Raw genomic sequence first — 9,172 nt, 5'->3', positions numbered from 1 at the left:
TTGGCCACGCCGGCGGCCACCGTGCCCACCCCCACCTCGGAGACCAGTTTGACATTGATGCGGGCAATGGGGTTGGCGCATTTCAAATCAAAGATCAACTGGGCCAAATCCTCGATGGAGTAAATGTCGTGGTGGGGCGGCGGCGAGATCAGCCCCCCGTAAGGGGTGCTGTGGCGTGTGGCGGCGATCCAGGGGTAAACTTTCTCCCCGGGCAGCTGGCCGCCTTCACCGGGCTTGGCTCCCTGGGCCATCTTGATCTGGAGTTCCACGGCGCTGGACAGGTATCCGATGGTCACGCCGAAGCGACCTGAGGCGATCTGCTTGATGGCGCTGTTGCGCCAGTCGCCGTTGGCATCGGGTGAGAAGCGGTCGGCATCCTCGCCGCCCTCGCCGCTGTTGCTTTTTCCACCGATGCGGTTCATGGCAATGGCCTGGGTTTCGTGGGCCTCCTTGCTGATGGAACCGTATGACATGGCGCCTGTCTTGAAGCGTTTGACGATCTCGGTCCAGGGTTCCACCTCGTCTATGGGCACGGGTGAATCGGCCGGCTTGAATTCAAAGCGGCCGCGGATCAGCCCTTCTTCCCGGTTAATCTCGTGCACCGCCTTCCGGTAGTTCCGCCACGCCGCTTCATCGTCCTGTCGCACGGCCTGCTGGAGCAGGGGTACCGTGGCGGGATTGTACTGGTGGGCTTCGCCGTCCCGGCGCCATTGGTAGCGGCCGCCGGCGGGCAGGAGCGTGTCGGTGACTGCATGTCGATCCATCCCATCCCAGCGCAGTTTGATCTCCCGGGCGATCGTTGGCATGTCTGCGCCGCCGATTCGTGAGACCGTTCCGCTGAACCAGCGATCCGTGACTGATGGGTCCAGGCCCACACATTCAAAAATCTGGGCCCCCCGGTAGCTTTGCAGGGTGGAAATGCCCATTTTGGACAAGACCTTGAGTATTCCCTTCTTAACGGAGTTGATATAGCGTGTGCGGGCGGCCGGGGGATCGGTTTTTTTCAGTCGGCCTGCATCAGCCAGCCTGTCGATGGTGGCCAGGGCCAACCAGGGAACGACGGCCCCGGCGCCATAGCCCAGCAGGCAGCAGAAGTGGTGGATCTCCCGGGCTTCGCCGGTCTCGACGATAAGGCCGCAGCCGGCGCGCATGCCGGCGGCAATGAGACCGTGGTGCACGGCGGCGGTGGCCAAGAGGGCCGGTATGGGGGCGTGGCCGTCGGGGATGTCCCGGTCGGTCAGGATCAGCAGGCGAGTACCTGCTTGCACCTGCCGAACGGCAAAGCGGCACAAGGCTTCCAGGGCGCAGGTCAATCCCGGCCCACCATCGGCCAGGGGCCAGCAGATGGAGAGGTCCGCCGACTTCAGCGTATCGTGGTCCGATGCACGGATGGCGGCCAGATCTACCGGCGTGAGGATGGGATGCGGTAGGTGCAGCTGACGGCAGTGCAGGGGCGTTTCGGTAAAGAGGTTGTGTTCTCGACCGATGGTGGTGGAAAGGGACGTGACCAATTTCTCCCGGATGGCGTCAAGGGGCGGGTTGGTCACCTGGGCGAACAGCTGGCGGAAATAGTCGTAGAGCAGGCGAGGCCGTTTGGAAAGGATGGCCAAGGGGATATCGTCGCCCATGGAGCCGGTGGGTTCCAGGCCGCTTTCGGCCATAGGGCCTATGATCAGCTTGAGATCTTCGGCGGTGTAACCGAAGCGATGCTGTTGGACGCTCAGGTTTTTACCGGCCGATGCCGGCTCCGGTTTCACCGCGGGCAGGTCTGCCAGGTGCAGCAGGTTCTCTTTCAGCCATCGTCCATAAGGCTGCCTTGCGGCCATGGTTTCCTTGATCTCGTCGTCATGGATGATGCGGCCCTGCTCCAGATCCGCCAGGAACATGCGGCCGGGTTCCAGTCGTCCCTTTGTGACCACGTTGGCCGGATCTACCGGCAGCACGCCGGTTTCCGAAGCCATGATCACCCGGCCGTCCCGGGTGACGGTATAACGGCTGGGCCGCAGGCCGTTTCTATCCAGCACGGCGCCGACACTGATGCCGTCGGTGAAGGGGATGGCTGCCGGGCCGTCCCACGGTTCCATGAGACAGGCGTGGTAGGCGTAAAAATCCCGCTTTGTCCGGCTCATGGTCTCGTGGTGCTGCCAGGCCTCGGGAACCAGCATCATCATGCACTGGGCCAGGGGGCGCCCCGTGTGCAAGAGCAGCTCCAAGGCGTTGTCCAGGGTGGCCGAATCGCTGCCACCGGGGGTGGAGACCGGGATCAGGTCCACGATGTTGTCACCGAAAGTGCTGGAACGGAAGAAAGGCTCCCTGGCACGCATCCAGTTTTTGTTGCCCTTCACGGTGTTGATTTCCCCGTTGTGACACAGGTAGCGGAAGGGCTGGGCCAGATCCCAGGAGGGGAAGGTGTTGGTGCTGTAGCGCTGGTGGACCAAGGCCAAGGCGCTGGTCATGGCCGGGTCACACAAGTCTGGGTAAAAGGCGGTCATCTGGTCCGCCAGCAGCATGCCCTTGTAAACCAGCGTTCGCGAAGAGAGGCTGGCGATGTGAAACTGGGACGCTCGCGGAGCGAACATCTTGCGGATCCGGTTTTCAGCGGCTCTGCGCATGAGATAAAGCCTGCGTTCGAAGGTTGAGGTATCCCCGCCGGCGTCACCCCTGCCCACGAAGGCCATCTGGATTTCCGGCATCACCCGTCGAGCCAAGTCGCCGGCCGCATCCGGATTTACAGGCAAGCGTCGCCATCCTAAAAAAATCAGTCCTTTTTCTTCAGCAGCAGCTGACAGCGCCGCTCGGGCTGCCTCGCACAGGTTCCTGTCCGACGGCAGAAACACCAGGCCGGCCGCATAATCCGCTTCGTCAGGGAGGTGAATGCCCGCATCCTGGGCCGCCTGCTGCAAAAAGCGGTGGGGCTTTTGGATGAGGATTCCAGCGCCGTCGCCGGTGGTTTCGTCGCAGCCGCAGGCGCCCCGGTGGGTAAGGTTCACCAGGATCTTCAGGGCATCCTGGACCAGGGTATGCCCTTTACGGTTGTAGAGGTCGCAGATCATGCCCACGCCGCAGGCGTCATGTTCGAATGATGAGCGGTAAAGGCCTTTAACTGGTGGCGTTGTTAACTTTCCGGCGTCTGTGGTCATTTGCTTCTACCTGGCTTGGCTTAACGTTATGTTCGAAGGGAAATATCGCCTGTTTAATGTGCTGCAATGCATATACCAGTTATTTGGTCGATGGACGGGGGGGCGGCCAGGCGCTTAATTGACCTGCCATGCATGTGGGCCTAAAATTTTATCGGTTTACATAAAAGGAAATATTATACAAAAATGTATAAACCTTAGACGAGCAAATACATTTTTGTCGAAATCTGTGACAGTTCTTTCATGATTAACCCGATTTTTGCCTGGTACTGGATCCGGTACAGGAGATGCATTGGGTTATTCACTCAAGCCAACCATTTTAAACGATGAAAGGTCCGACATGCCCACCGGCGGAAAACGGCAGCACCTGCTGAACATGCTTTGTGACCTGAGCGACCTGTCAGCACTGGTCACCGGCAGTGAAAACATCGAAAACTTCCTCCAGCGCACCGTGGCGCTGGTTTCCAGGCACCTGGGAACGCCGGTGTGTTCGATCTACCTTTACGACGAGACGGCCGACGAACTGGTGCTCAAGGCCACGGTTGGGTTGAATCCGGACGCGGTGGACCGGGTGCGCATGGGCTCCGGTCAGGGGCTGGTGGGTACGGTCATGGCAACCCGCCAGCCGGTCTGTGAGGGACATGCCAGCGGCAACCCCCAGTTTCGCTATTTTCCGGAAACCGATGAACTGCCATACGAATCCTTTTTGGCCGTGCCCATTCAAAAGGGAGTGGTAAAAATCGGCGTGCTGGTGGTCCAACACACCGTAGCGGACTATTTCGAGACCAGCGAGGTCATGGCCTTGAAAGCTACCAGTGCCCAGCTGGCCGCGGTTCTGGAAAATGCCCGGCTGCTGATGGATTTGCAGCGCATGTGCAGCGTTCCCGAGCGACCGGTCCGCAACCTCGGTTTCATCAAAGGGCAGGCTGCATCCGGCGGCTTCGCCTTTGCCCGGGCGACCGTCTGGGGAAGGAGCCATGGACGTCTGGTGAACGAGCCGGCTGTGTTCGACAGCGGGAGCATGGCAGATTTTCGGCGGGCGGTCAAGAAAACCGGTGAACAACTCGACGCCCTTCAGCAACGATGTGCCGAACGGTTGCCGGAGAGTGCCGCCTTGATCTTCGCAGCCCATCTCATGATGCTCAAAGACCCCAAATTCATCGATCGGATGGCCGAGCAAATTGAAAAAGGGGATCCGGCGAGCCGGGCGGTGCGTGAGGTGGCCCGCCATTACCTGGATCTGTTTGCCGACAGCCCCCATCCCTACATCCGGGAAAAGGTGGTTGATATCCAAGATCTGGCAGGCCGTTTGTTGAACAATCTGGCGTCGCCATCACCGGCGGGCAGCGGAGAAAACAGCGGTCGGGTGGTCATCGCCCGGGAGCTCTATCCATCTGAACTGCTCAAGCTGGCCGCCGAATCGGTGGCGGGAATCGTGCTGGCCAACGGAGGGGTAACCTCCCACGTGGCCATCGTTTCCCGATCTCTCAAAATCCCCATGGTGGTGGTCCAATGCCCGGATTTGATGCACCTGTCCGAAGCGACGCCGGTATTGGTGGACGGCGAGGTGGGCAATGTCTATGTGGATCCATCGGCGGAGATCATTGCCCGCTTCGATGCCCGCCATCAGGCCTTGCAGCAGGTGGCCCGGCAAAATACCCCCATCCAGATGGGAATCGCCCACACGCGAGAGGGTACACGCGTGGATCTGCTGGCCAATATCAATCTGCTGGGCGAGCTGCCCCTGGCGAGGGAGATGGGGGCGGCGGGTATCGGCCTCTACCGGACCGAATTTCCCTTTCTCATCCGGCCGTCGTTTCCCTCGGAAACCGAACAATACTTAGTCTATCGTCAGGTGGTGGCGGCCATGGGCAACAAGCCGGTGGTGTTTCGTACTCTGGATATCGGCGGTGAAAAGACGCTGGCCTATACGGATTCGGTCAATGATCCGAATCCGGAGTTGGGCCTGCGGTCCATCCGTTTTACCCTGGCATACCGGGACATTTTCGAACAGCAGATTCGAGCTGTCCTGCGCGCCGCCGCCGGAAGCGATTCGGTGGGGATCATGTTTACCCTGATCTCTTCGGTTGACGATTTTTTGTTGGCCCGCCAGGTGGTGCGAGATTGTTTGGATCGGCTCAAAGCGGATGGGCTGGACCATAACGATCACCCCGCCATCGGCATGATGGTCGAGTTGCCCTCGGTAGTGGAAACCATGGCGGAGTTTGCCGAAGAGGCCGATTTTTTTTCCATCGGCACCAATGATTTTGTCCAGTACATGCTGGGCGTGGACCGCAGCAACAAACGGGTGGCCGACTACTACCGCCCCGAACATCCCTCGGTGCTGCGGGCGTTGGAGCGGGTGGTCAGGGTCGCCGCCGATCACGACAAGCCGATCAGCGTCTGTGGGGAAATGGGCCACGATGATCAAATGGTTCCCTTTCTGCTGGGCATCGGCATCCGACGGCTGAGCATCGATCCACAGTTTATGCCCCTCGTGCACCAGCGCATTGCCGGCCTGGATGTCGGCCGCTGCAAGGATTACGCCCGTGCGCTGCTGTCCGCAGGAAGCATCGATGCAGTTCAAAAAATCCTGGTTCAATGCTGAGGCCGTTATAAAATCAATACCATTTCCGGCATTGATTGATCCTGTCCGATTGGTATAGAATCCCATCAAATTTCGGCAATCGACCATATCCTTGTTCATCAACAGCCCAGCCATATTGCTTAAAGCGATCAGGAATACCGAATGATGAGATGGTTAACCGTTGTCCCCCTTCGTGTGCTTTTCATCTTGGTGACCATCGATTGGCTTGTTTTCAGCACTGTCATCCCGGCGCTATGCGAAGAGGCAGCGCCGCCGGCCGCGACTCCTGAAGCATCGCCTGCGGTTCCCAGCTTGGCCGACGTGGTCTACCAGGCCGGCGCCCTGACCCAACGCCTATCTGCACTGAAAAGCAGGCCCGAGACCGGCGATTTTCTTCAGAAGCTGGAGCAGCGGCTCAAACGGGCCAACTCAGAAATAGACCGGTTCATCAACCGGCTGAGTCAGCTCAAGGATGGAGATCTGCAGAGCTATCAGCAACTGGCGGCGTTAAAAGGGGAGGTCCGCAGCGAAACCGACGATGTCGAACGGGCGGTGAGATTCCTCACGGAAGCTATTCAGGACGTGGAGTCCCGGCGTCGTACATGGCTGGCGGCACAAACCCGCTGGGATGGGTGGCGATCGCAACTGGGCAAGGACCTATCCTTAACGAGCGTTGCCGAAGCCTTCACACGGGCAACCACGGACATCAATGACGCGTTGGATATCCTAAACCGGAAGCTGGAGCCCTTGCTGGCCGTTCAGCAGCAGGCCGGCGATATCGGCGCGAAAATCCGAAGTCTCACCGACCAGATCAATGTCATGATGGCGCAACAACGCGGAGGAACCCTGCGCGGCGGCATGCCGACGATGATTTCAATCGCCTACCTGCAGCAACTGATCGAACTGACCACCCAACCCTCCCAGCTGATCAAGACCCTGATCCCCCCGGATCCGGTTTATTTTACGGAAAAGGGCTGGGTCATCGTTCTTCAGGTGGTGGTCTTCGTGCTCATGTTTACTCTGGTTCGCCGTTACCGGTCGCACCTGCTGGACAATCCCGACCGCCGGTTCCTGGGAAAACGACCCGTCTCGTTGTCCCTGTTCGTGACCATCTTCACCCTTTCCTTTCTTTACGGATCGCCGCCAACCCTGTGGCGGGTGCTGATTCAGACTGTTGCCGGTGTGGTGACCGCACGGCTGGTGTCGACCTTTGTCAAGGAGCCCTGGATCAAGCGGGCCATCTACATCCTGATCCTGGTGATGATCGGATTCCAGGCCCTGCTGATTGCGGGGGTGCCTATGGCACTCATGCGCCTGTTCCTTTTGGTCTGGTCCGTGGCAGGCATCGCCTATTTCGGGTGGCGGGGTCGCAAGGGAGTAGCCGTCGGCAACCCGGCGGCACGAGTCTGGCTGCTCAGGCTGGTCGTCGTGGTGTTTGTGGTCATCACCGTGGCGAATGTCATCGGTTTTGGCAATTTTGCCGTCCAGATCATGGATGGCGCCATCCGCACGTCGATTCTGCTGCTCATGGGCTGGGCTGGGATTCGGCTGGTCCGTGTGGCCCTGGAGTTAGGCGCCGAGTCCCTGCCCACGGGCAATCTTTTATTGATTCGCCAGAACGCCGATGCGATCCTGCACCGGGCCATTTTTTTTGCCAACATCCTGATCGTCATTTTCGTGGCTGCCAACCTGATGGTGGCATGGAAGCTTTACGCCATCCCGGTAGAGGCTATGCAGGCTTTTTTCACGTTCGGTGTAACCATCGGCGAGCAGCGTGTCACCCTTGGCCTGGTGATGACGGCGGCTCTGATTCTATACGGTGCCTTTGTGCTCTCCTGGGGCCTTCAGGCCCTGCTCATGGAAAAGGTGCTGAGCAGTCAGCAGATGGATACCGGTGCCCGGCTTTCCATCGTTCGTCTGGTGCACTATGGTCTGGTGCTGGTGGGTTTTCTCATCGCCTTGTCCGCCCTATGCTTCGAGCTGAAGAATGTGACCATCATCGGTGGCGCCCTGGGCGTAGGCATCGGCTTCGGCATGCAAGCCATCGTCAACAATTTCGTTTCCGGACTGATCTTGCTGTTCGAGCGGCCCATCAAAGTGGGAGACGTGATCCAACTCAGCGACGGCCAACAGGGACGGGTGATGAACCTGGGACTGCGCGCCACGACCATCCAGACCTTTGATCGGGCGGAGGTCGTGGTGCCCAACGGCGACCTGATCGCCAGCCAGGTGACCAACTGGACTCTGGGAGACCGCAGCATGCGGTTGATCATACCGGTGGGTGTTGCCTATGGCTCCGATGTGGAAGCGGTGATGCGTGTGCTCATGACGGTGGCCACCGAGAGCAACCAGGTCCTCGACGACCCTCGGCCCAAGGTGTATTTTTTGAATTTCGGCGAGAGTTCGTTGGATTTTGAATTGCGGGTCTGGATTTCCGATTTTGATAATCGATTCGTCGTAATGAGCGCCATCATCAGTGAAATCGACCGGCGGTTCCGGGTCGAAGGTGTGGAGATCCCTTTTCCCCAGCGGGATCTGCATCTGCGCAGTGTGGACGGCCAGGCCGCGGACCGCTTGAAGAGCAACCCAAAGGCCCCTGCGGAGCCCATATCCGTCGGCGCGGATCAGGAAGGCGAATAGCCCATGAACCCGACTATCGATCTGCTCAAAGCCCACCGCTCGATCCGTAAATTTACGGACCAGCAGGTGGACGATGAAACCCTGACCGCAGTCATCGCGGCAGCCCAGTGTGCGGCCACGTCTCATTTTGTCCAGGCATACACGGTCATCCGGGTTCGGGATATGACCAAACGACAGGCCCTCGCCACGCTTGCCGGCCCCCAGGCCTGGGTGGCCCGGGCGCCGGTTTTCCTGGTTTTCTGTGCCGACCTCAACCGGCTTGAAGTCGCCTGTGGCATGCAGGCAACAACGATGGAAAAGGGCTGGGCCGAGCAGTTTGTCACCGCCACCGTGGATGTGGCGTTGTTGGCCCAGAATGTGCTGATCGTTGCCGAATCGCTGGGTATGGGGGGTGTATACATCGGCGGCATCCGTAACGATCCCCAAACGGTCTGCAACCTGCTGGAGATCCCTGACCTGGCCTATCCGGTGTTCGGCATGTGTCTGGGCTGGCCGGCCCATGATCCGCCCCCCAAACCCCGGCTGCCGGTCGATGCCGTGCTGTTCACGGACCGTTACCCGCAGCGGCATGACCCCGACAAGCTCGCGGCCTACGACAGGACCACCAACCACTACTTTATGAACCGCGACAGCAACCTGAAGGACGAGGCCTGGACTCACCAGATGGCTGACCTCATGGGCCGGGTGATCCGACCCCACATGAAGGCCTTTTTGGAGAAGAAGGGGTTTTTCCTCAAATAGAGGCGTGTTTGTCCAGAAACGGCCTCTTGCGGCGCATATGCGCGTTCTCGCTTTTTGGAGCCGGTAG

At 59.5% G+C, this 9,172-nt stretch carries 4 protein-coding genes; 3 read left to right on the top strand and 1 reads right to left on the bottom strand.

Annotated elements, in window-relative coordinates:
• A partial coding sequence (gene gltB / locus ABYV26_RS14570) for a glutamate synthase large subunit (protein ID WP_372682081.1) occupies window positions 1–3,140 on the bottom strand: 3,140 nt, incomplete at its 3' end.
• Window positions 3,141–3,429: 289 nt separating this feature from the next.
• Here gltB and ptsP point away from each other — a divergent pair.
• From ptsP to nfsA, 3 genes are all read left to right on the top strand, one after another.
• Complete coding sequence (gene ptsP / locus ABYV26_RS14565; protein ID WP_372682080.1) at window positions 3,430–5,745, top strand: phosphoenolpyruvate--protein phosphotransferase; 2,316 nt, start codon at window positions 3,430–3,432, stop codon at window positions 5,743–5,745.
• Between the two features lie 141 nt (window positions 5,746–5,886).
• Complete coding sequence (locus ABYV26_RS14560; protein ID WP_372682079.1) at window positions 5,887–8,364, top strand: mechanosensitive ion channel domain-containing protein; 2,478 nt, start codon at window positions 5,887–5,889, stop codon at window positions 8,362–8,364.
• Between the two features lie 3 nt (window positions 8,365–8,367).
• On the top strand, window positions 8,368–9,105 hold the full coding sequence (nfsA, locus tag ABYV26_RS14555) for an oxygen-insensitive NADPH nitroreductase (RefSeq protein WP_372682078.1): 738 nt from the start codon (window positions 8,368–8,370) through the stop codon (window positions 9,103–9,105).
• The last annotated feature ends 67 nt before the right edge of the window (window positions 9,106–9,172 follow it).

This window comes from Desulfosarcina sp., assembly GCF_041551955.1.
In the GTDB taxonomy this organism is placed as follows: domain Bacteria; phylum Desulfobacterota; class Desulfobacteria; order Desulfobacterales; family Desulfosarcinaceae; genus Desulfosarcina.
This window is presented reverse-complemented; position numbering and strand designations above follow the sequence as displayed.